Below are 23,279 nucleotides of genomic sequence, written 5' to 3' on the forward strand. Positions count from 1 at the left end.
CAAATTGCTCACAATTATTTCTCCTGTTAACGCTCAACCAGCGCCATGCGCGTGTTAAACCAGTTCATAAAGGCTGAAACCAACAAACTCAATGTCAGATAAACCAGCATCGTCATAAAGATTACTTCAATCGCCTGCCCCGTTTGATTCAAGGTGGTGCCTGCAAAGACTGAAACCAAATCAGGATAGCCAATTGCAGTGGCAAGAGAGGAGTTCTTAATCAAATTAAGATATTGACTGGTTAACGGCGGAATAATCACACGTACCGACTGAGGGATCACCACCAAGCGTAAAACCTTAGCTTTACTTAGACCTAAAGCACTGGCGGCCTCAGTTTGACCTTTAGATACGGCTTGAATACCTGAACGCACAATCTCGGCAATAAATGCCGCTGTATAGATGCTGAGTGCAACTAGAAGAGCTGCAAGCTCAGGGATAATTGTCATACCTCCGCGAAAGTTAAAACCACGTAAAGCAGGCTCATCCCAAGTCAGTGGGCTACCAGATAACCAAAATACGATTAAAGGTAAGCCAATGATTAAAGCCAACGCAGTTTTATAAACAGGGAATAGCTGCCCTGTTGCATCTTGGCGTTTTTTTGACCAACGCGCCAAAACAACAGACCCTGCAATTGCGATTAGCAATGCCCACCAAACCAACTCAAACCCTTGCTGAGGCATTGGCTGGGGCATAAACAAACCACGTACATTCAGAAACACATTGTCAAAAGGTTGAAAGCTCTGACGTGGCGAAGGCAGTGCACGCAATACCGCGAAATACCAGAAGAAAATCTGTAACAATAGCGGAATATTGCGAAAGATCTCAACATAGGCTGAAGCTAACTTTGCAACGAGCCAGTTATTCGATAATCGAGCAACACCGATAATAAAGCCCAAAACAGTGGCAAAAAATATGCCCAATGCTGAAACCAAAATAGTATTAAGCAAGCCGACCAAAAAGGTTTGCCCGTAGCTGCTAGACTCTGAATATTCAACAAGGGATTGGATAATGCCGAAACCTGCCTCTTGAGACAAAAAGGCAAAACCTGTTGTGATGCCCCGACTTTCAAGATTGTGCAAAGTATTCTGGACAATAAACCAGAGCACCGCGAACACACCTAAAACCAGCAAAATCTGGAAAACCAGTGCTCGTTTAGCCGGATCATGCCAGAAGCGCGTCTTAGTGCTAGGGGCTGACGGCGACTTTTTGGCATCTGACTGCATAGAGAAACCTCCCAATTAAACTACTGAAATGCAAACAGGCGGTTTACACCGCCTGTTGCTTAGGGCTTAGCGCATTGGTGGGGCGTACTGTAAGCCGCCTTTATTCCACAGTGCATTCAGACCACGTTCAATTTTCAATGGAGAGCCGTTACCTAGGTTACGGTCAAATGCTTCACCATAGTTACCCACTTGTTTCACAATTTGATAGGCCCAGTCACCGCTGATACCTAAGCCAGAAGTGATGCCCTTACCTGCAAAACGATCAATATTAGGGTTACCTTTGGTCATCATTTTGTCGATGTTCTTAGAGGTTAAGCCCATCTCTTCTGCGTTGATCATTGCATACAGAGACCATTTAACAATATTGAACCACTCATCATCACCCTGGCGAACCAATGGGCCTAGCGGTTCTTTTGAAATGATTTCTGGTAGAACTACTGCATTGCTTGGATTTGAAAGCTTAATACGCATTGCATAAAGCTGAGACTGGTCAGAGGTTAAAACGTCACAACGACCTGACTCAAAGCCTTTTACGGTTTGGTCAGAGGTATCAAATACCACAGGCTCAAAGGTCATTTTGTTTTCACGGAAATAATCTGCTGCGTTTAGCTCGGTTGTAGTACCTGCTTGAATACAAACAGATGCACCGTCTAGCTCAAGTGCGCTTTTTACACCCAGCTTTTTGCTGATTAGAAAACCCTGGCCGTCGTAATAAGTCACACCTGTAAAGTTAACGCCCAGTGAACCATCACGGGTAAGCGTCCAAGTGGTAACACGAGACAGCATATCAATCTCACCAGATTGCAGTGCTGTAAAACGTTCTTTAGCATTAAGAGGAATATATTTAACTTTATCAGCAGCACCCAAAGTAGCGGCTGCTACAGCTCGACAAACGTCAACATCCATCCCTGTCCAATTACCTTTGTCATCAGGGTTTGAATAGCCCGGAAGACCTGTTGTTACACCACACTGAACATAACCGCGCTCTTTAACGCTATCCAGAGTTCCTGCTGCCTGTGCCAAACCTGTGAAGCTTAGTGCCATTGCTGCTGATGCAGCCATTAGACTTATCTTCTTCATTATTATTAATCCTCTTGTATTGATTAGAGTGCGCTCTTTTAGAGTTAACACCTTCGTACCAGTCAAAAATGGGTAGAACCAATCAGTCAACAAACTAAAAGCAAATACCGTTCCAATTAGAGTAAATGCTTAATATCACAGCTGGTTACTTACTGTTTTTAACTGTAGACCATAGAATATTTTTATGCCAAATACAGTGCTGATAAGAGCTTTGCTCTTTTTATATGCTGTAAACTTTATGGATAAAATAGAGAGAGGCATGTTAATTAGTCAAAACAAATATAAATAATTGCAGGGTTATTCATGACACTTAAAGTTACATTGTTTTCGTATACGCCCTAGGATAGTGCAACAAGTAACACTTTTGGCTAATAGCGTTTTGTATTGCACTCTAAATTAGCCCGACCTTTACCAATGTTAATACAGTGGCTTTCTGCTAAGAGTCCTCATGCTTTTACCCAAGGTATGTATGTGTTTAACGATAGTCATCTGAGTAGAAAGCACGAACCATTCATCTTTTTCCTCTATGTCTACCCTCTTTTCTAATCAAACGCTGATTAAACATCTAACCCTAAAAATAGCCTTTCAAGCAAAATGCTGCACCTGCGAACAAAAAGTATTTGACAATTTTTTGTGCACTGCACTATATTATCAATCATAGATTGTGCACTGCAAAAACTTTGGCAAAAGATCCCTAACTAGGATCATGGAGGCAACAATGAGCTTTTTCGATAAATGGTTATCTGATTTTCAAAACACTTTGAAAACAATGAACGATGCAACAAACTGGCAGCCTATCGAAGCGATGAGCAGCTTTGCCACTTCAGAAGTCAAAGTTGCTGAAAAGTTTGTGCAGCAACAGAACCAATTTTTCACTGAAAATACAGAGGCTCTAAGTAAACATTGGGCTGCGTTAATAGGTAAAACAGATCCTGTTGCAGCATTTGAAGCTAACTATAGCTTCTTCTGCGAATGGCAGGTCAAAGCCAATAGCCAATATTTAGCAACACTAGATACCCTGACAGAAGCCAAAGAACTGATTGATCAGCATCTACCAAAAGTTTTTGCACGCTAAGCTTGTTGTTCTTCTTGAATGCTCTCTTTGAGTGTTTTCTTAGCGACTTTTGACTCTTGTCTGTTCTAACTCCTTCCCTCTGCCAGACAAGAGTGCAACCCAGCCAAGGCTGGGTTTTTTTATGCGTCTAAAAAGCGTATTCAACACCTCAGATATTTACTTATGCGACCGCGCTGTACTTTGGTCTATGCTGAAAATAAAACAGGGTATTTCTTTGTCACTTGCAGGTATCTTTTTTCCTTTATACACCTACTCTTGGCCTTGATTCTCTGTTGTTGAATAAGTTGATAATAAAATGAAACTAAAATACCTTTTCAAACACCCTGAACTGAAACTTTTTTTCTTGGCATTGATGTTCTTAGCAATCTCTTGGCCTGTGTTTAATCAGGGGCAGATACCTTTAGCAGTTTCATTTTTTATTATCTGTGCTGTTTGGTTAATCACGGTTTTGTTGCTGTTTTTGATGCGTAATGAATAGCTGCTATAGAGTTTAGCTGTATTTGTATTGCAGATGTTTCAAAATGGAGAGCCTGAATGATTGCTGATACAGGGATCGGCCAGAGTATGTTATTTATATTCTTGGCGGCGTATTTGCTGTTGCTGTTAGGCATTGCATGGTGGGGTGCTCAAGCAGAGCAAGGTTCTAGGTGGATGAACCTAACCCATAGCCGTTGGGTGTATACGCTGTCACTTTCTGTTTATTGCACCTCTTGGACTTATTTCGGTATTGTGGGCAGTGCATCTTTGTCGGGTGGGCTTTATCTTGCTATTTTCTGGGGATCTATTCTTGCTTTCTTTTTCAGCTCCGTTCTATTGCGGCGCATGATTGCAGTAAAAAACCTCTATCGCGTCACGAGTATTGCCGATTTTTTATCCGCTCGATATTTCCGCTCGCAGAGCATCGCTGCACTTGTCTCTATTATGGCCGTTGTAGGTGTGATGCCTTATATCGCCTTGCAGTTAAAAGCAATTAATAACAGCTTTGAGTTAATCAGCCAGAACTCAGCCAGTGTTATGAATGAGTGGATTCCCATCGGAAGCGCCAGCTTTATGGTGTTGTTTACCATTCTTTTTGGCCTGCGCCATTTAGATACCACAGAGCGTCACCCTGGGGTAGTTTTGGCGATGGCGCTTGAAAGTTTAGTTAAGCTCTTGGCCTTTATTTGTGCTGGATTATTAGTAACTTATGGGCTATTCGATGGTTTTGGCGATATATTTTCTCAAGCAGAAGCGCTCAGGCAAACCGAAGCCAGATTCCAAGGTTATCAATCTACACCCACTTTTGTGCAATGGATCTGTTACCTGCTTATTTCAGCCTCTGCCATCTTCTTTTTACCCCGTCAGTTTCACTTGGCCGTTGTAGAAAACTCAGATCCCAACCATGTAAGAACCGCGCAGTGGGGCTTACCTTTTTACCTGTTTTTGATTTTACTATTCGTGATTCCCATTAGTCTTGGCGGACTGATTATGGGCTATTCTCCTCAACAGGCTGATACTTTCGTTTTGCTATTACCGCTACAAACCAACAGCCCTTGGCTGAGCTTGTTTGTGTTTATTGGTGGTTTTTCTGCGGCAATGGGCATGATCGTAATCAGTGCGATGAGTATGTCGGTGATGTTCACTAATCACTTGTTACTGCCTGTTTTAGAGGTTACCCCCGGTTTAAAATGGTTGCGCCGTCATCTATTAAAACTGCGCTGGTTAGCTGTTGCTCTGTTTCTTTTTATTAGCTATCAATTCAACGCTCACGTGGGTGAGTCGTATATGTTAGCCAGCATGGGAATTTTATCTTTTGTGGCTGTTTTACAGTTTGCGCCTGCGGCCTTAGGTGGGTTGTTCTGGCGCAAAGCCAGCAAGGTTGGTGCTTTTACAGGTTTGTTGCTGGGCTTTTTGATGTGGTGCTATACCCTGCTATTGCCTGCGTTAATGAAAAGTGGCTGGCTGACGTTTCCATGGTTACAAAGCCAAATCATGACCAGTTGGCTAAATCCTGAGGCTTTTATGGGCTTAGAGGGGCTAGACTCTATCAGCCACGGGGTAATTTGGACGCTGATCTTCAATGTGACCGGTTACCTGTTTTTCTCATTACTTTTCCCCGGTAATCAGGAGGAACATGATTACAATCAAGAGTTCACCGAGGTGCTACAGCAAGAGATCAGTGAGCAACCTTCTATTGAGTTGCCACACAATATCTTTTTACCCAATAAAATTGGTTTAGTAAAAGCACTGCTAGAAGAGTATTTACAACATCATGAGGCACAAGAGTTATTGCAACAAGCCTTAGAGAGCTTAGGGCTAAGTGAACAAAGCTATGTCACATTGATGGATCTTAACCGCTTTCATAAAGAGATTAGTCACCGTTTATCAGGCTCCATCGGTGCAGCTTCAGCCTATAAAGCGTTGAGTCGTGTCAATTTAATCACGCAATCAGAGCAAGAGGCGATTCGTAACTTATACACGGATATTCTAAATCAACTCAATATATCCCCTCATGAACTACAAGCCAAAATCAGTTATTACCAAGAACGTGAAAACCTTATTGTGCGCCATTCGGAAGAACAAGCTGAAACTATTCAGTTATTGAAGGAGCAGATGTCTGAAAGGGCTAAAGCAGAAAGTGCCCGTATTGAAACAGAACATCGGCTGCAAGCTATTCTAGATCATGCGCCGTCTGTTATTTATATGAAAGACTTGGAAGGGCGCTATCTGCTGGTCAATCGAGAGTTTTGTAGAATATTTAACCTCCCTCTCAATGAAGTGATTGGCAAAAACGATTTCGATATTTTTTCAGAAGAGTCGGCCCGTCTTTTTCAAGCCAATGATCTGGCTGTAGTCGCCTCAAAACAGCCTCAAGAAAGTGAAGAGGTTGCTCATCATATTGATGGCATACACACTTATATCTCGATGAAGTTTCCTATCTTCAATGATCAAAATGAAGTGATCGCCTCAGGCGGTGTTTCAACCGATATTTCAGATCGAAAAGCGAGTGAAGATCAATTATTACGATTTAATCAAGCTCTGGAAGAGAAGGTTAAGCTACGTACTCAGCGTTTAGAAGAGAGTAATAGTGCATTACAAAAGACGTTGCAGAACTTAAAAGCAACACAGGACCAGTTAATTGAAGCGGAAAAAATGGCGTCTCTTGGTAGTTTAGTGGCAGGAGTCGCACATGAGATCAATACCCCTGTTGGCATTGGCGTGACTGCGGCCTCTGCGATGTTGCAAGCCACTACAGATCTTATCTTGAAAATTGAAGCAGAAAGCCTAACTCGCAGCGACTTAGAGGACTATTTAGATCTCTCTCAAGAGAGCAATAGTCTTGTGCTGTCTAACTTGCAACGTGCCGCAGAGCTTGTGCGTACATTTAAGCAGGTTGCGGTGGATCAGTCTGCTGAAGACTTACGCGAATTTATTTTAGATCAATATATTCAAGACCTAATTGCTTCTCTTAAGCCTGTTTTATCTAATGTGCAGGTTGAAGTGAATTGTCCAGAAAACATCGTCATGTTCAGTTATCCGGGGGCGCTAGCACAAGTTATCACCAATATGATTACTAATGCGATTGATCATGGTTTTAATGCGCGTGAGCAATACAGCCCTGATAATAAAGTTAATATCACCATAAATTTATTGAGTGAGTCTGAGCTTAATCTTACTTTTAGCGACAATGGTAAAGGTGTGCCCAAAGAAATTTTGGGCCGTATCTTTGAGCCTTTTGTGACCACAGCCAGAGGCAAAGGTGGCAGCGGCCTAGGTGCACATATCATCTACAACTTGGTTACTCGAAAACTAAGAGGCCATATCAAAGCAGAAAGCCGTGAAGGAGAGGGACTGACGCTGTACATCCAAATTCCGTTGGATGTTCGTGAATTGGATGATTTTAGTGACACCACTTTCTTTGAGATTTAGCCATTCAATGCCTAAGCCTTTTGCAGTGCTATCTGCCACAGTTTTTGCGATAATAGCGCCAATTTTTAACAATCCGTTGAATGGCAGTCTGTGTGTTATCTATAGCACCAGCGTCAACACAGACAAGTGAGATGAGGCAAAAATGAAGGTTTTAGTCATCGGTAATGGTGGTCGTGAGCACGCTTTAGCGTGGAAAGCAGCACAATCTGCAAAAGTGAGCCAGGTATTTGTTGCTCCAGGTAACGCAGGTACGGCACTGGAACCTAAACTGGAAAACGTCGCCATTGACGTACTAGACTTTGATGCCCTAGTTTTGTTTGCTAAAACAAACCAAGTTGAGTTAACAATTGTTGGCCCTGAAGTACCACTGGTAGCGGGTGTAGTGGATCGCTTCCGCTCAGAAGGTCTGAACATTTTTGGCCCATCACAAGGTGCTGCTCAATTGGAAGGCTCTAAAGCCTTCACAAAAGATTTCTTGGCACGCCACAACATCCCAACGGCTGAATATCAGAACTTCACCGAGATTGAGCCAGCACTGGCTTATCTACGTGAAAAGGGCGCACCAATCGTCATCAAAGCTGATGGCTTAGCCGCAGGTAAAGGCGTTATCGTTGCGATGACCCTTGAGGAAGCGGAAGATGCAGTTAAAGATATGCTCGCAGGCAACTCCTTTGGCGATGCCGGCAGCCGCGTTGTAATCGAAGAGTTTTTAGACGGTGAAGAAGCCAGCTTCATTGTGATGGTTGATGGCAAAAATGTATTGCCAATGGCAACCAGCCAAGATCATAAACGTGTAGGGGACAAAGACACTGGCCCTAATACAGGTGGTATGGGCGCTTACTCTCCGGCCCCTGTTGTGACACAAGCCATTCACGACCGAGTAATGGCTGAAGTAATTATGCCAACGGTTGAAGGTATGGCCGCAGAAGGCAATGTGTATACAGGCTTCTTGTATGCTGGCCTGATGATTATGGCTGATGGCACTCCAAAAGTGATCGAATACAACTGCCGTTTTGGTGACCCTGAAACTCAACCGATTATGCTACGTTTGCAGTCTGATCTAGTTGAACTATGTGAAGCTGCACTAGCTGGCAACTTAGACAAAACTGAAGCGCAGTGGGATGCTCGCCCATCCATTGGTGTTGTGATTGCCGCGGGCGGTTACCCTGCTGATTACGCCAAGGGTGACGAAATTACAGGACTGCCAGAAACTGAACTTGAAGGCGGTAAAGTTTTCCATGCAGGCACCACGCTAAAAGATGGCAAAGTTGTAACCAACGGTGGCCGCGTACTATGTGCCACTGCAATGGGTCACTCGGTCAGCGAAGCACAAGCCAATGCCTACCAGCTTGTGAAGCAAATTAACTGGAATGGCGCATTCTATCGTACTGATATTGGCTATCGCGCTATTGCCCGCGAGCAAGCAAAAGGCTAATCTCAGCTAGCATTATTGTGCAGTTGCAAAATAAAGCCGGAGTGTTATCTCCGGCTTTATTGTCTGAGTCTTTTACAGGCAAATGATGAAGACCAATAACTTTTTAATAAGCCACAATAAAAACAGATAAGGAAATTAAAATGGCTCGTATCCAAATTGACTACCCTGAGCAGCAAACTATTTTTACGCATCAAGCTATTTTGCGTATCACCGACCTAAACTACGGCAATCACCTTGCTCACGACACCTTGATCTCTCTAATCCATGATGCACGGGCACAAATGTTTATCGCCCATGGTCACCGTGAGATCGACATAGAAGGGGTTGGTATCGTAGTTGCCGATCTTGGTATCTGCTATCGCGCAGAAGTTTTTTATCCTGATACTTTAACTATTGAAGTTGCGGTGGATGAACTATCACGCAAAGGTGGTGATCTGATCTATCGAGTAACCAAAAACTCAGATGGCGCTTTAGTGGCACTGGCTAAAACAGGCATTGTATTTTTTGACTATCAAGAACGTAAAGCAGTAACCGTGCCTGAGGCTTTTAAAGCCATTGTTGCGAATGCAACAGCTCAAGCCTAACAGATCAAAGCATCTATATGCTTTGATCTGATTATTATTAGTAAAGGTTTATAGTTTATGTCGCGAGAGTATCCCATTGTTGCGGTAACAGGATCGTCGGGTGCCGGTACAACAACGGTCAAGGATGCGTTTGCTCGTATGTTTCACCGCGAACAGATCGAAGCGGCCTTTGTGCATGGTGACAGTTTTCACCGCTACTCACGGGAAGAGATGCACAAAATTCTACGTGAACAACCAGAGCGTAAACGCCAAGTCAGCCACTTTGCAGTGGAAGCCAACATGCTTGATGAGCTTGAGCAGTTATTTTCCAGCTATGCAGAAAATGGCACTGGAGTTTACCGCCACTATATTCACGCAGAAGACAAAGAGATGGTAGAGCAAGGCCATCGTGTTGGTACATTTACCCCTTGGCAAGCATTACCAGAGGGCACCGATTTATTGCTATATGAAGGTTTGCATGGTGGGCTTGTCACAGATCGGTACAACATTGCTCAATATGCTGATCTTTTAATCGGTATCGCCCCGACAATTAATTTGGAGTGGATCCAAAAAATTGACCGTGATACCAAACTACGCGGCTACTCACAAGAAGCGGTAATAGATACGATTCAGAGTCGAATGCCGGATTATATCAAGTATATTTTGCCGCAGTTTAGCCGCACACATATTAACTTTCAGCGTATACCAACGGTTGATACCTCTAACCCGTTTACCTTACAGGATGTGCCCTCTAGCGATGAAAGTCTGGTGGTGATTCGTTTCAAAAATCGAGGGAGTGTTGATTTTCCGTTTCTACTGAGCATGATTAAAGACTCTTTTATGAGCCGCCCAGACACTCTAATTGTACCTGGTGGCCGTATGAGCTTAGCAATGGAGTTGATCTTAACTCCGCGTATAGAGGCTTTGTTAGAAAGCAGACGCTTTCGTTAAACCCCTCAGCTTAAAATCCTTATATTTTAGCTATATCTAAAACACGATGTTTCACTTATGATTGGGCGGCTTATAAAGCTGCATAAACTTGAATAACAGCGACAGGATTCTGAAGATGGATTGTCTATTTTGTAAATTAGTTGCGCGGGAGATCCCCGCTGACATTCTCTATGAAGATGATCAAGTTATCGCCTTTCGTGATATCTCTCCACAAGCACCAACCCATGTATTGATCATTCCAAAGCGTCATATTTCAACCTTGAATGATCTGCAAGAGGAAGATTGTGCACTTGTGGGTCGTTTACAGTTCACAGCTCAAAAAATTGCCAAAACACTAGGCATTGCAGAAGAGGGTTACCGTGTCGTGATGAACTGCAATGAACAGGGTGGACAAACGGTTTACCATATTCACATGCACCTACTGGGTGGACGGAGTATGACTTGGCCTCCGGGTTAAGATGCAGATACAGGGCGTCCTACGGGATGCCCTTTTTTTATGCCTTACTTTTATGACCTTTTAGTCAGCATAAACTGACACTTATCAGGAAAACGTCATAATTTATAAGGATAATGCACTGCAATAGAATACCTATCAGACAAATTAAACTCAGGAAATAAGAAAGATTATGGATCAAATTATTCGCGAGATTCTGGTACCTAATGCACCTCGAATCGAAGATCATCATCATGAGCAGCTGAATGCGTTTTTACAGCAAGCCAAAGCCTATGATCCTATCCCAACCGCCGTTGTACACCCTGCTGATGCCAATAGTTTATTAGGCGCAGTTGAAGCAGCAGAGGAAGGCTTAATTATTCCATTTTTTGTAGGCCCAGAAGCCAAAATTCGCTCTGTTGCGCTAGAGTGCGGTGTTGATTTAAGTAAATACACGATTGTTCCTACCGCCCATAGTCATGAGTCTGCTGAGCTATCTGCTCAAATGGCAAAAGAGGGTAAAGTACATGCACTGATGAAAGGTAGCTTAGGCTCGTCTGAACTATTAGCTGCATTGATTGATAAAAAAGCAGGCTTACGCACTGAGTATCGTTTAAGCCACGTATTTGTGATGGACGTACCGAGCTATCACAAAACCTTAATCGTGACCGATGCAGCCATCAATATCACACCTGATTTGATGACCAAACGAGACATCGTACAAAATGCGATTAATTGCGCCCATGCTTTAGGCATCGAAAAACCTAAAGTGGCTATTTTAGCCGCGGTTGAGAAAGTCAAACCGGGTATGCAGAGCACAATAGACGCGGCAGCATTGTGCAAAATGGCCGATCGCAAACAGATTACAGGGGCGCTTTTAGATGGCCCATTGGCTTTTGATAACGCTATTTCCGCAGAAGCCGCTCGTGATAAAGGCATCGACTCTGAAGTCAGTGGCGATGTGGATATCTTGCTGGTACCAGACCTAGAGGCCGGCAATATTCTAGCAAAACAGCTGCAATATCTGGCGGGTGCCAAGTCAGCAGGTATTGTTTTAGGTGCAAAAGTTCCAGTAATTTTAACCAGCCGTGCGGCTAAACCTTTGGAACGCTTAAGCTCTTGCGCTGTCGCATCCTTAGTTGCTCGCAAAATGGGACTCACGCTATGAACTCAATCTTAATTGTTAACGCTGGCTCATCTAGCTTGAAATGCTCTGTATTTGATGAGTTTGATGGGGATATTCGCCAGCACTTTCGCGTTAAAGTAGCTAATCTTGCTGGCCCTGCTCGCTTAGAAATTTATGACCACAGTGAAAAAGCCGACGGTGTTCTAGTTGATAAATTCGAGCTTTCGGCAGAAGAGCTTGATGTAGCCCATAGTCAGGCACATCACCAAGCCCTGTCGGTTGTATTGAAGTGGCTAGACAAGAACACAAAGTTTCGAATTACACAAATTGGTCACCGAGTGGTGCACGGTGGTGATGCGTACTCTGAGCCTGTTGTGGTCACCAATGAGGTACTGGAAAGTCTTAAAAAACTTATTCCTCTTGCACCATTGCATCAGCCTTACAACCTAAAACTTATTGATGTGTGCAAAGACGTACTACCGGGGCTACCACAAGTAGCCTGCTTTGATACGGCCTTTCACAGCACCATTCCTGATGTGGCACGCAACTTTGCAATTCCACGGGCTTTAACACATGAAGGCGTGCGCCGTTATGGTTTCCACGGACTGTCTTATCAATATATCCTGAACAAGCTACAGCAGCTTGATCCTGAGTTAGCCTCTAGCCGAATTGTCACTGCACACTTAGGTGCAGGTGCCAGCATGTGCGCCATCCACAATGGTGAGAGCGTGGCTTCTACAATGGGCTTTACAGCACTGGATGGTTTACCGATGGGCAGCCGTTGTGGACAAATTGATCCAGGTGTACTGCTGTACTTGATGCGTGAACACAAGATGGATGTAGACGCCATCGAAAGCCTGCTCTATAAAAATAGCGGCTGGCAAGGTGTTTCAGGTATTAGCAGTGACATGCTGACCTTGCATAAAAACGGCTCTGAGCATGCTCGTGAAGCCATTGATATGTTTGTGTATCGCATCGCGCGTGAAACAGGCAGCTTGGTTGCTTCAATGGGTGGGTTGGATACTTTTGTTTTCACTGGTGGTGTTGGTGAGAATGATGCCGAGATTCGTGCTCAAGTCGCGCGCCAAAACGAATGGCTTGGTATGAAGATTGATCCTCAGCGTAATGCCACTAATGAATACTTAATCAGTGCTGATGACAGTAAAGTAAAAGTCTTTGCAATCCCAACCAACGAAGAGTTGATGATTGCCCGCCATACAAGCCGCTTGCTACGTTAACAACACTTCTTATTAACCTTTAAAGCTTACGAAGAAGGCTAAAGGTTAAAAAAGTGAATGTTAAAAATAAAAACACCGCGTAAAAATTTGCGCGGTGTTTTTTTGTATTAAATCTGAAGAATTTAATCAGGACTCGCAGTATTGCGGGAATGCAATCTTCCACATCTCATAGCCCCCTTGCAGGCTATACACTTCGCTAAAGCCCTGATCTACCAAAAACTGAGCCGCTGATTGACTGCTGTTACCGTGGTAGCAACATACTACAACGGGTGCGTCTTTTGGTGTTTGCTCAATAAACTGCTGCACATTGCTATTGTCTAGCGCAGTTGAGTCTTTAATACGACCAGCCGCAAAGCTGTTGCCATCGCGAATATCTACAACAACAGGTTGTTGGTCGGCGGCAATTTTCTCCCCCAAGGTTTGAGGAGTCATAAACTGAAAACGCATGGTCAGTTACCTACAAAGTCAGATTCTACTTTAATTTAAGATTGTACTAATATAGCGATTTTTGCAGGCTAGGTACAGAGCTTAGCTCAGCGTTACTTAGATTCAATGCGGTTAAGCTGCCGCCCCAAACACAACCTGTGTCCAACGCATAACAGTTAACCGCCTCAATCTTACCTTCAAGAGCAGCCCAGTGACCGAAAATAACTTTGGCTTGGTCTTTTCTTGGGAAGCTAAACCAAGGGGCAAAACCTACAGGGCATTGGTCTAAACCTTCTTTACTCTCAAACTCTAACTGTCCTTCTGCTGTGCAAAAACGCATGCGTGTTAGATAGTTAGTGATGACTCGCAAACGTTCAAAACCGACCAGCTCATCCGACCAAATATCTGGCTTATTGCCATACATGGCATTGAAGAAAGCTTTGCAACTATGGCTACGTAATACGGCCTCCACCTCATGAGCATAGGCCAAAGTATCGGCCACACTCCAAATAGGTGGAATACCAGCATGGGTCATCACATAGCCCTGCGCTTCATCAAAGTGGCATAACGGCTGATAGCGCAGCCAGTTCAACAGTTCGTCACGGTCAGGGGCTTTTAATATCGCATCAAGGGTATCTTGACGTTTTACTTTAGCTCCAGCGTAAGCCACCGCTAACAAGTGTAAGTCGTGGTTACCCAGTACCACTTTGACACGATCGCCCAGAGAGTAAGCAAACCGCAGTACCTCTAAAGATTGAGGACCACGGTTGACTAAATCCCCTGCCAACCAGAGGTGATCATGATTAGGGTCAAACTGTACGGTTTCTAAAAGCTGTTCTAACTCTGTAAAGCAGCCTTGTAGATCACCAACGGCGTAAATCGTCATTGGAGCGTCTCTTTTATTGCAATATAGATGGCATCGCTAAACGAAAAGTGGGTACTAACACCTTGAAGGTTTCACCTTTATCAACATCCAGCAACTCTAAATGCCCCTGCATAAAACCGATGGGGGTCGGAAAAACTGCGCCAGAGGTATACACATACTGCTCGCCGCTTGGAATAACGGGTTGCTCGCCTACGACACCTTTACCGGAAACCTCTTCCTCAGAGCCATTGCCATCGGTAATTTTCCAGTAACGCCCTAGCACTTGCACAGTGCTGGCATGGCCGTTTTTGATGGTGACACGATAACTGAAAACGTGCTGTGCTTTATCGGCACTAGACTCGGCTTTAATAAAACGCGGTTCTACGCTGACTGCAATCAAGTCGGCAACATTTTCTGGCTGTTCAGGTGTAGTAGGTGAGGTCAATTCAGTCATGTTTACCCTGCAAATCAGCATAAGCGTTACTAATGGCAACAACTTCTTGCAATGACAAAGTTTCAGGCCGGCGTGTAGGGTCGATCTCTAATGCCTCTAAAAGGCTCATCTCCATTAAGCCTTTTAGATTGTTTCTTAATGTTTTACGACGCTGTGCAAATGCGCTACGTACCACGGTGTCAAAACACTCAAAAGATTTTGCTGGATAAGGCAGTTCTTTATGAGGTGTTAAACGCACAATAGCCGACTCTACTTTTGGCATAGGGTCAAAAGCTTCAGGCGGCACTAAAAACAAAGATTCAACTTGGCAACGATATTGCGCCATAATGCCTAAGCGTCCCCAGTCATTGCTAGAAGGCTCTGCAGCCAAGCGTTCAACCACCTCTTTTTGCAGCATAAAGTGCATATCACGCACCACTGGGCCTTGATCTAATAGATGAAAAATCAGTGGAGTAGAGATGTTATAAGGCAAGTTGCCCACAATACGTAACGGCTGCCCATCATCCACTAAGGTGCTGAAGTCAAACTTAAGGGCATCTGCTTGGTGAATATTAAAACCTTTGTGGTTAAAAAATTTCACTTTCAAGCCGGGAATCAAATCACGGTCTAATTCAACCACATCTAAACGGTCGGTCGCCTCTAAGATCACCTCAGTTAAAGCGCCCATACCGGGGCCAATTTCAACAAGGTGTTGGCCTTCTTGTGGCGAAACACTGCGCACAATACGACGAATAATACCTTCATCCTGAAGAAAGTTTTGCCCAAAGCGTTTTCTGGCACGGTGTTGCTGAGGCTGTTTAGCCATTGGTATTCCTCAAATTACAAATTCTGCTGACGGGCATTCGCCATCAGCGCAGCATATCCTAACGCGGTCCACAGGCTGCCTTCATCGGCCAGTCCTGTACCCGCAAGATCAAGGGCAGTGCCATGATCAACGGAGGTTCTCACAATAGGCATCCCTAATGTAATGTTAGCGGCTCGGCCAAAGCCTGCATGTTTCAATACAGGCAAGCCTTGATCGTGATACATCGCCAATACCGCATCGGCGTCTTTTAAATGATGAGCAGCAAACAAGGTATCGGCAGGCAGAGGCCCTATCATGGCTATCCCTTCTGCTGCGAGCTCAGTTAGAGTGGGTATAATTATATCCAACTCTTCTCGGCCTAAATGACCATCCTCACCAGCATGGGGATTTAGGCCACAGACCAAAATTCTAGGCTGAGCAAGACCAAAATCAGTCTGCAAGCCTTGATACAATACGCTGCTAACACGCTTAATACGCTCAGGTGTAATAGCATCTGCGACTGCGCGCAACGGCAGGTGAGTGGTCACTAATGCGACCCGCAACCCTTCCGTCGCCAACATCATCACCACTTGTTCAGTGTGTGTGCGATCTTGCAGAAACTCGGTATGCCCAGTAAAGGGCACACCAGACTCATTAATCACGCCTTTATGAACGGGGGCTGTCACCATTCCATCCCATTGGCCTGATAAGCAACCATCTGTCGCCACCGCAAGGGTCTTCAATACATAGTCAGCGTTGTGTGTGTTCAGTTTACCCGCTGTAGCAGGCTCCGACAGTGACACAGGGATAACAGACAAACAACCTTCACGCATCACCGGAATAGACTCAGGGTTAGATAAGGTCTCAATCGTGACGGTTAAACCTAAACTTTTAGCACGAGCGCGCATTAACTCTGGGTCAGCAATCACGGCCAATGCCAAATCAGAAGCCTGCACACCACTCCAAGCCAAACGTGTTGCCGCTTGCGACCAGTTCGCCGCTAACTTCAGCACCACATCGGGGCCAATACCCGCAGGCTCACCTGCTGTAATCACTAAAGAAAGCGGCATCATTAATCCTTGCTCAACTTATCGAATATCAATGTAAGCACTGGCTTTGATTTCACGTAGCCAATTATCTAACTCGGTATCAAACTTACGCTTAAATAACTGTTGGCGCGCCTGATCACGCATCACTTGAGCACCAATATCTTGAGTACGCCGCCCCTCTACACGAATAATGTGCCAGCCAAAGTTACTTTTAAATACAGGGCTTAAACCATTAATAGAAGTGTTATTCATGGCAGCATCAAAAGCAGGCACAAACTGACCCGCTGGCGCCCAACCAAGTAAACCGCCATCAGAGGCAGAGCCTTTATCATCAGAGTAAGTTTGTGCTAACTGGGCAAAATCTTCACCAGCCTCCACACGCTCACGCAGTTTATTGATCAGTTGACGCGCTTCAGCATCAGTACGTAACGCTGTTGGTGAGATCAAAATATGACGGGCTAAGGTTTCGTTAACCAGCTTAGAAGGGCCGCCACGTTTTTCTACCAACTTAATGATATGAAAACCTGCTGGGCTACGTAGTGGCAGCGTGACGTCATTAATTGCTAAAGAGAGTACTTGATCTGCAATAAAAATTGGCAACTCGCTCCCTCGACGCCAACCCATATCCCCCCCTTGCAGGGCAAAGTCATCGTTAGAGCTGCGAATCGCCAGTTGGTTAAAGTCTTCGCCATTTAATAACTGCTGATAGACTTGCTGGGCTTTCTGCTCCGTTTCTGCCACTTGCTGTGGTGTCGCTTTATCAGCAATCCCAAAGGTCATCTGTTGTAGGTGAAAATCGGTGCTATTCAGTACGCTTTTTTCTTGGCTGATCAAGCTATCAATTTCTTGTTCGCTGATTTTAATACGCTCGCCCACTCGACGCTGACGCAGTTGTGAGATTAATAGCTCTCGACTGATCTGCTCTTGCACATTCGCAAAAGAGATACCTTGTTGCTCCAGTACCTGACGGAACTGCGCCACACTGAGTTTGTTTTGCTGCGCCACATTACTAATCGCTTGGCTCAACTGTGCATCACTCACCTGCATACCTGATTGCGCAGCCATCTGCATCTGTATTGTATCCAACACCAAACGATCTAGAACTTGCTCACGCACAACCTCTTTTGGTGGTGCAGGAATATTACGCTGCTTTAAGTTTTGATAAACCGCGTCTAGCTTACTGTCTAGCTCAGACTGCATCAGCGCCTCAGTATTCACCACCGCGATTACTTGATCTAGCGTAACCCTTGCCGCCGAGGCGATAGGGGCTACTAACAACAGGCTAAGCCCTAAAAAGCCTATGGCTTTTTTGATGCCCTTCATACTATTTATACTGTTTAGGCTTGGTTTAAACATTATCTTGATCTTATCCATTAAAATTCTGAGGTCAGCGCAACACTAACAAAAACTTAGTTAAACAACGGGTTATAACCCGGTATAAATTCTTTTGAGCGAGTATAAGGTTCTTTTTTGCCTATGCCACCAAAGCCTTTCAATACAAGCTGTAAACGGGTTTTGTTTTGAAATGCATCAGGCTTGCTGTTGTCATCATCGGTGTAATATTGATGTTTGGCGATACGAATCATCCAACAGCAGCTTTCATACTCCAAACCAGCTATCGCTTCTTTATAGTCACCTTTTACAAAGTCACGACGAGCAATCGCAAACATGCGCCACTGATCGGTTAAAGGTGCAGTTAAACCAAAATCCCCTGTTTCATCGAAGGGCTTTTTAACCCCGTCAGCGCAATCATCTGTTAACGCACAGCCACTGTAATTTTTAGTATGTCGTAGCAAAAAAGAAATACCGGAAGGGTGTGTCGCCGTGATTTTCTCTTCCTGTCTCTCTAGCGCAAAAGCAGAGCGATCTGTGTTCCACTGCCTTGAGGCTGACAAGGTTAACCAAGATAAAGGATCATAAGTCACAGCGCCCACCAAAGGGGATACTGGGCGGGTATGTTGATAACCCAGTTGAGTGTTGTCGCTGTAAGGGGTACTTGATAAAGTGACCGTTCGATTTTTCAAATACAGCGCCTGCCCCAAGCTTAGCGTTAACAGCTCACGACCACTGCTATCATCAATAAAACGACTGGTGATACCCAAAGCCACTTTTTGCAAATCACCTTGACGATCTAAGCCTGCAAAGCGGCTGTCACGGAAAAGTTGGTTGTTATCAAAGTCATATTCTGTGGTATCAAAAAGTGGTTGGCTGGCTTGCTCAACCGCAGGTGAATATACCATTAGCATTCTAGGCTCTAAGGTTTGGACATAACTTTGATCAAAAAGTGAAAAATCGCGTTCAAAAAACAGCCCTGAATCAAGACTGTACGTTGGCACCAAACTTTGTTGAGTCGCGGCAACTTCATCAGGCTGCCCCGTTAACTGATACTGGGAAAAGCCTGCTTTTACCTTACCTTCAATAAAGCCCCACAACCAGTCTTGGCGATAGCCAATAAAAGGGGCGATATGAGTGCGCTGCGCCTGCAATCCAGTGCCCCAATTAATGGCACCTGTTGCAGAGACAGAGCCAGCTTGCGCGCTATCGTCAGTAATAGGCTTATAAAAACGTACCGTTTGGTTATCTGAACCCCAACGCCAAGCATCTGCACTGTAGGCCGCATTGGCCTGCAATTCAGGCAACTTATAGTACACTCGCTGAGCATCTGTAAGCTGATCATTTAACTCTTGAAAGCCCTGCACACGTGCTAGATAAGTCCAATGTGCTGTGCTGTACTGAGTCTCAGCTAACTGATTTAACTTTGTGGTATTGGCAGAGTCAAAATCAGACTCAAATGAGCGCATATAGTCATCGTCTGATACTTTAGAGTAATCTACCTTGTAGATCCAAGACGGAGCAATATGCCCTCCTCCTTGAAAACTGACCAGTTCTCGGCGCTTATCATTCAGCAGTGGATCTTTGTCTAAAAAACCATAATTAAAAGTGCCAAAGTGATCACTTGGCAATAGATAACGCAGCTCGGTATTCAGCAAGGTGCCACGATTCCGATACCAATAAGGGCTAATGGTCGCGTCATAGTTTGGAGCTAAATTAAGGTAGAGCGGTTGGCCATACTCATCAACCCCTTCACTACCTAAAGAGATGGATGGATACAACAAACCGGTATGGCGTCGGCTATCAATAGGAAACTTAAGATAAGGCCAGTAAAAAACAGGCACCCCACCTAACTCTAATCGTGCATGAGTTGCAGTACCAAAACCGGTTCCATTATTTAGCTCAATCTCACTCCCTACCAAGCGCCAGCTATTATCATTAGGCGAACAAGAGGTGTAGTAGCCATCTTCAATCACAACCAACCCTGTGTCGGTATGTTGTAAGCGGCCTGCTTTGCCACGAAAATGATTGGCATAAATCAGATACTCAGCATTTTTAATATCCATCTGCTGGCTTTGCTGATTAAACAAACCTTCATCACCCAAAATTAAGGCATTAGGTTGACGCACAACAATATTGCCTTGGGTAGTCAGCTGTGACCGATCATTAGATAACTTGGCTTTGTCTGAAAAAATACGCATTTTTTCAGAGTTAGCACTCACCCGCCCTTCCAATATAATGTCGCCATTTTGCTGATATTCAGCTTGATCCGCTAAAACCTCAGTGGTTTGGCCATAAACCCTATTAATAAAAGGAGGGTGTACATAGGCTCCAGCGCAAATACCACGAGTCGCTTTTTGTTGTTCAAGCGTAAGCTGATCATACGGCAGCCAATCTAAGCGAGAGGCGCTCTTCTGCTCATCAGCCTTGGCCACAAACACAGCACAAAGAAAAACAATGCTCACTATGCCTACAGAAAAAGGCTTTGAGCACTCGCTAAACTTTGACGTTTTCGTAGATAAAATAGCACGCTGATTCAAGCAAAAGTCCTTAACTAAAGGTTCAAGCCACTGCATTTAGAGAAAAAAAGAGGAACATTATAACGGGTTGCGTCTAACAGTTCATCGCATAAGCTCGACAAATCAACCCCTAAGTTAAACCCGCCATTGCGCAGGCAAAAGCGATAACAGATAAAGAGTACCCTGCACAAGATTGTTCATCGGCTGGTGCTTCTGAGATAATCCCTCTAAATCAAAAGGAGCCACTATGACCGCCCGTTACCAGCAAATGTGCCAATGGCTAAAACAACAAACTGAATCAGACGAACTGCAACTTGAAATGGTTGCAGGTGATGCCAGTTTTCGCCGTTATTATCGTTTACATCGTGATAACGGCACCGAGATCATCATGGATGCGCCCCCTAGCCATGAAGACTGCCAACCTTTTGTCACCCTTGCAGAACAATGGTTCAAACAGGGCATTCCAGTACCACAGGTTTTGGCACAAGACCTTGAGCAAGGTTTCTTACGTTTAGAAGATTTTGGCGATCAACAGTTCCTACCCATACTGGAGCAAGGCTTTGAGCAAGCCAATAACCTATACCCCATGGCACTGTCTGCACTGATACAACTGCAAACAATCCCCGCAACTGCCTTACCCGCTTACGATGAAGCCCTATTGATGCGCGAGATGGCACTGTTCAAAGACTGGTTTTGCCAAGACTGGCTCGGCTTAACCCTAGACACAAGCGAACAGCAACTGCTGGCCGATAGCTTTGCCTTTTTATGCCAAGCCGCACTTAGCCAACCTAAAGCGACAGTGCATCGTGATTACCACTCACGCAACTTGATGCTAACGCCAGACAAAAAACTAGGCGTGATTGACTTTCAAGATGCGGTATATGGCCCGATCACCTATGATCTCGTGTCACTGTTGCGCGATTGCTACATTCAATGGCCAACCGCTGCATTAACCCACTGGCGCGACAGTTTTTGGGATGCCCTACAACAGTCAAAGCACCACCAACAGCAAGTGTTACCCGCTGGATATAACCAAAAACAGTTCACCCGTGACTTTGACTTAATGGGTGCACAGCGTCACCTAAAAGCGATCGGCATTTTTGCTCGCCTTTGGCTGCGTGATGGCAAATCAGGCTACTTAAAAGATATTCCGCGCACACTGATACACCTAGTGCAAGGGTGTTCACCATACCCAGAACTCCGCGCCTTTGTTGACTGGCTGAATCAGCGTATTGCCCCCGCCTTAGCCGAGCAGGCGCTGTTTCCAGAACTAGAGACTAAGACAGAAGGTACAAACGCCTAATGCAAGCGATGATTTTAGCCGCAGGACTGGGTACTCGTATGCGGCCTTTAACAGACCACACCCCAAAACCAATGTTAAAAGTAGCGGGCAAACCTTTGCTGGAATATCAGCTTGAACGGTTATTTGCCGCAGGTGTTGAAGAGATCGTTATCAACACCAGCTACCTAGCAGAGCAAATTGAACAGTTTATCGCAGGCCGAGACTGGCCTGCCAAGATCAAGCTCTCATTTGAAGCCAGCCCACTGGAAACCGCAGGTGGCATTCAACAAGCCCTGTTAAGCAAAAAGCTAAACCCAGAGCAGCCTATTCTCTTGGTGAACGGTGATGTGTGGTGTGATTTCCCCCTGCAAATATTGCGCAAGACTCAGCTAAACCAACATTTAGCGCACTTAGTGTTAGTGCCCAACCCCGAGCACAACCTAAAAGGCGACTTTGCCCTACAAAGCGGACAGGTTAGCAACCAACAACCGCGCTTTACCTTTAGCGGCATCAGCCTGATTCACCCGCAACTGATCCCACTGGATAAACCTGCACCGCTGGCACTCGCCCCCTTATTAAGGGCTGCCGCCGAGCAAGGGCGTGTTTCAGGTCAACTTTATGAGGGCTATTGGCTGGATGTAGGTAATCCCGAACGCTTGCGGCAGTTGGAGCAGAGAATAGCTACCACGCGGCAATCAACCGCTTAATGAAATGTATATATTGAGATGGACATAAAGAATGCGTGAATCCTTACGCTGTAAAGTGATCGATGTTTGCACTAAGAAAATTATACAAAAGGGCGAAAATGTTGGCGTTTCATTTTATGCTTTTTTCGCCAACAAGAACTCTGATCCTGAGTTACTGATGGAAGCTGCCACTTGGTGGATTCAAAAGCATCAGTTAGACCATTTCGAAAAAGCCAATAAAATCATTGAAATGGTTAAATCTGGTAAATAAAGAGCGCTTTGAATCCGGCACTTAAAGTGTTACGCAGTAGCTTTTGCATTGCCAACTATAGCCCAAGAGATGGGTATTGCCAGTACTCCAAAAAAACGGGTAGAAGAATGCTTTATTAACAAAGGGACTTTACTCGCTACGAGATGGTTGGATTAAACTTCACTATCCTGAGTGAAACGCCCTGTTCGGATCCGCATGCAGGGTGTTGTGGGGGCTATCTAAGCGATGTTTCATCCAAGTCAGTGAGCTTAGTGGTCGTTTGTCATTTAACGGGAAGCTGACTTGGCGGCCAGCGCCTTTATGGTAATCAGCTGCGGAGGGGGGGGGCTTCATACAACGGTGCTTTTTGTTGCAATTCCGGCATTGTAATAACCTGCCCTCAAAATAAGCGATGGGCTTGCCGGGTATCTGGTGGCGTTTGCCGTATATCTCTTTCTAGTGAGCGAACCAGATAATGCAGGGCATGCTCAAAAGTACCGAGCTGCAACTGATTCTGATAATTAATCACCACCATCGACGTTTGGTTGTAGTCGTAGTGCTTGAATCGAGCCATCACCGCCTCCTGCGTTTGAAAACCC

The 23,279-nt window shown here is 44.8% G+C and carries 21 protein-coding genes; 11 read left to right on the forward strand and 10 right to left on the reverse strand.

Features of this window, described 5'->3' with window-relative positions; genetic code table 11:
- Positions 1-26 precede the first annotated feature (26 nt).
- A complete protein-coding gene (locus B5D26_RS08435) occupies positions 27-1,223 on the reverse strand; it encodes an amino acid ABC transporter permease (protein WP_078745297.1) in 1,197 nt (398 codons plus the stop codon).
- 66 nt (positions 1,224-1,289) lie between these two features.
- Positions 1,290-2,303 (reverse strand): amino acid ABC transporter substrate-binding protein, encoded by a 1,014-nt coding sequence (locus tag B5D26_RS08440; protein WP_078745298.1) that lies wholly within the window; start codon positions 2,301-2,303, stop codon positions 1,290-1,292.
- A gap of 718 nt (positions 2,304-3,021) precedes the next feature.
- On the opposite strand from B5D26_RS08440, the gene B5D26_RS08445 reads away from it, so the two are divergent.
- From B5D26_RS08445 to B5D26_RS08485, 8 genes are all read left to right on the forward strand, one after another.
- Positions 3,022-3,378 (forward strand): hypothetical protein, encoded by a 357-nt coding sequence (locus B5D26_RS08445; protein WP_078745299.1) that lies wholly within the window; start codon positions 3,022-3,024, stop codon positions 3,376-3,378.
- 534 nt (positions 3,379-3,912) lie between these two features.
- A complete protein-coding gene (locus B5D26_RS08455; RefSeq protein ID WP_078745301.1) occupies positions 3,913-7,287 on the forward strand; it encodes an ATP-binding protein in 3,375 nt (1,124 codons plus the stop codon).
- 142 nt (positions 7,288-7,429) lie between these two features.
- Positions 7,430-8,722 (forward strand): phosphoribosylamine--glycine ligase, encoded by a 1,293-nt coding sequence (gene purD, locus B5D26_RS08460; protein WP_078745302.1) that lies wholly within the window; start codon positions 7,430-7,432, stop codon positions 8,720-8,722.
- Between the two features lie 140 nt (positions 8,723-8,862).
- Entirely contained in the window at positions 8,863-9,306 is a 444-nt protein-coding gene (locus B5D26_RS08465; protein WP_078745303.1) for an acyl-CoA thioesterase, read from the forward strand.
- Positions 9,307-9,363: 57 nt separating this feature from the next.
- Positions 9,364-10,236 (forward strand): phosphoribulokinase, encoded by an 873-nt coding sequence (locus B5D26_RS08470; RefSeq protein ID WP_078745304.1) that lies wholly within the window; start codon positions 9,364-9,366, stop codon positions 10,234-10,236.
- A 115-nt stretch (positions 10,237-10,351) separates the two neighbouring features.
- A complete protein-coding gene (locus B5D26_RS08475) occupies positions 10,352-10,693 on the forward strand; it encodes a histidine triad nucleotide-binding protein (RefSeq protein ID WP_078745305.1) in 342 nt (113 codons plus the stop codon).
- A 169-nt stretch (positions 10,694-10,862) separates the two neighbouring features.
- Complete coding sequence (locus B5D26_RS08480) at positions 10,863-11,837, forward strand: bifunctional enoyl-CoA hydratase/phosphate acetyltransferase (protein WP_078745306.1); 975 nt, start codon at positions 10,863-10,865, stop codon at positions 11,835-11,837.
- On the forward strand, positions 11,834-13,033 hold the full coding sequence (locus B5D26_RS08485; protein WP_078745307.1) for an acetate/propionate family kinase: 1,200 nt from the start codon (positions 11,834-11,836) through the stop codon (positions 13,031-13,033). The genes B5D26_RS08480 and B5D26_RS08485 overlap by 4 nt, the downstream gene beginning before the upstream one ends.
- A gap of 126 nt (positions 13,034-13,159) precedes the next feature.
- Here B5D26_RS08485 and glpE read toward each other — a convergent pair whose 3' ends face one another.
- The 7 genes from glpE to B5D26_RS08520 all read right to left on the reverse strand — a co-directional run bounded on the left by glpE (position 13,160) and on the right by B5D26_RS08520 (position 20,408).
- The gene (gene glpE / locus B5D26_RS08490; RefSeq protein ID WP_078745308.1) at positions 13,160-13,480 is read right to left on the reverse strand and encodes a thiosulfate sulfurtransferase GlpE; all 321 of its coding nucleotides are present in this window, start codon (positions 13,478-13,480) and stop codon (positions 13,160-13,162) included.
- A 46-nt stretch (positions 13,481-13,526) separates the two neighbouring features.
- A complete protein-coding gene (locus tag B5D26_RS08495; protein WP_078745309.1) occupies positions 13,527-14,345 on the reverse strand; it encodes a symmetrical bis(5'-nucleosyl)-tetraphosphatase in 819 nt (272 codons plus the stop codon).
- Positions 14,346-14,358: 13 nt separating this feature from the next.
- Entirely contained in the window at positions 14,359-14,778 is a 420-nt protein-coding gene (gene apaG / locus B5D26_RS08500; RefSeq protein WP_078745310.1) for a Co2+/Mg2+ efflux protein ApaG, read from the reverse strand.
- Positions 14,771-15,583 carry a 16S rRNA (adenine(1518)-N(6)/adenine(1519)-N(6))-dimethyltransferase RsmA gene (rsmA, locus tag B5D26_RS08505; protein WP_078745311.1) on the reverse strand — a complete coding sequence of 271 codons (813 nt, stop codon included), beginning with the start codon at positions 15,581-15,583 and terminating at the stop codon, positions 14,771-14,773. Before rsmA ends, apaG begins: the two co-directional genes overlap by 8 nt.
- Before the next feature lie 14 nt (positions 15,584-15,597).
- Positions 15,598-16,632, reverse strand: coding sequence for a 4-hydroxythreonine-4-phosphate dehydrogenase PdxA (gene pdxA / locus B5D26_RS08510; protein ID WP_078745312.1), 1,035 nt, complete (start codon positions 16,630-16,632; stop codon positions 15,598-15,600).
- A gap of 18 nt (positions 16,633-16,650) precedes the next feature.
- Positions 16,651-17,934 carry a peptidylprolyl isomerase gene (locus B5D26_RS08515; protein WP_159445624.1) on the reverse strand — a complete coding sequence of 428 codons (1,284 nt, stop codon included), beginning with the start codon at positions 17,932-17,934 and terminating at the stop codon, positions 16,651-16,653.
- A gap of 86 nt (positions 17,935-18,020) precedes the next feature.
- On the reverse strand, positions 18,021-20,408 hold the full coding sequence (locus tag B5D26_RS08520) for an LPS-assembly protein LptD (protein WP_159445625.1): 2,388 nt from the start codon (positions 20,406-20,408) through the stop codon (positions 18,021-18,023).
- Between the two features lie 301 nt (positions 20,409-20,709).
- Here B5D26_RS08520 and B5D26_RS08525 point away from each other — a divergent pair, with 301 nt between their 5' ends.
- From B5D26_RS08525 to B5D26_RS08535, 3 genes are read left to right on the forward strand one after another with little or no spacing between them, the layout of a single operon-like run.
- On the forward strand, positions 20,710-21,765 hold the full coding sequence (locus B5D26_RS08525; RefSeq protein ID WP_078745315.1) for an aminoglycoside phosphotransferase family protein: 1,056 nt from the start codon (positions 20,710-20,712) through the stop codon (positions 21,763-21,765).
- A complete protein-coding gene (gene murU, locus B5D26_RS08530; protein ID WP_078745316.1) occupies positions 21,765-22,451 on the forward strand; it encodes an N-acetylmuramate alpha-1-phosphate uridylyltransferase MurU in 687 nt (228 codons plus the stop codon). Before B5D26_RS08525 ends, murU begins: the two co-directional genes overlap by 1 nt.
- A 31-nt stretch (positions 22,452-22,482) precedes the next feature.
- Complete coding sequence (locus tag B5D26_RS08535) at positions 22,483-22,701, forward strand: DUF6500 family protein (protein WP_078745317.1); 219 nt, start codon at positions 22,483-22,485, stop codon at positions 22,699-22,701.
- A gap of 379 nt (positions 22,702-23,080) precedes the next feature.
- Here B5D26_RS08535 and B5D26_RS16175 read toward each other — a convergent pair whose 3' ends face one another.
- Entirely contained in the window at positions 23,081-23,254 is a 174-nt protein-coding gene (locus tag B5D26_RS16175; protein ID WP_159445626.1) for a hypothetical protein, read from the reverse strand.
- Between the last annotated feature and the right edge of the window lie 25 nt (positions 23,255-23,279).

Source organism: Oceanospirillum multiglobuliferum (genome assembly GCF_900167095.1).
Lineage (GTDB): Bacteria > Pseudomonadota > Gammaproteobacteria > Pseudomonadales > Halomonadaceae > Oceanospirillum > Oceanospirillum multiglobuliferum.